The organism is Ruminococcus sp. CAG:330 (genome assembly GCF_000437175.1).
Classification (GTDB): Bacteria; Bacillota; Clostridia; order Oscillospirales; family Ruminococcaceae; genus Ruminococcus_C.
In genome coordinates this window covers 34,791-35,235 of record NZ_FR898066.1, presented here as the reverse complement: position 1 = coordinate 35,235, position 445 = coordinate 34,791, and the positions used below count along the sequence as shown (strand labels likewise).

Annotated in this window: 1 protein-coding gene; it reads right to left on the bottom strand. The window is 48.5% G+C overall.

Annotated elements, in window-relative coordinates; all coding sequences use genetic code 11:
- Window positions 1-285: hypothetical protein (locus QZL66_RS08025; protein WP_293602010.1), on the bottom strand; the 285-nt coding region annotated here is incomplete at its 3' end.
- Window positions 286-445 lie beyond the last annotated feature (160 nt).

The following is a 445-nucleotide window of genomic DNA, read 5'->3' as shown; positions in this document are numbered from 1 at the left end:
CTTTTCGGCGGTCGTCGTGGTGAGGGACGTGGTGCTTGTTGCCGTATCTGGCGCTGTAGTCGTTGTTTCGTCTGCACCGCTCTGCTGGGATGCCGTGGTAACAGCGGTGTTCTTGGGCGTGTTGTCCTTGCTCCTGGAGCAGCCACGCACGCACAGCAGGACGATCAGGACAATGATGAGAATCAGCGGAATAACCACAACAGCGATGCGGTCATAGCGCACCTTGCGCCGCTTGGCATGGCTTCCGCCTCGTTTCTTTGCCGGCTTTTCAGATCTATTGCTCATGGATATCGGTTCCTTTCTTTTTTTAAACATGTTTCCATTATACCATAAACATTCGGAATTTTCAAGTGTCAATTTTGATGAGTTGTCAAAGATACTGCTATAGTTCATAGCACTCAAAAAGATTTGCGGCAAAACAAAAAAATTCGGAGTCGTTGGACAT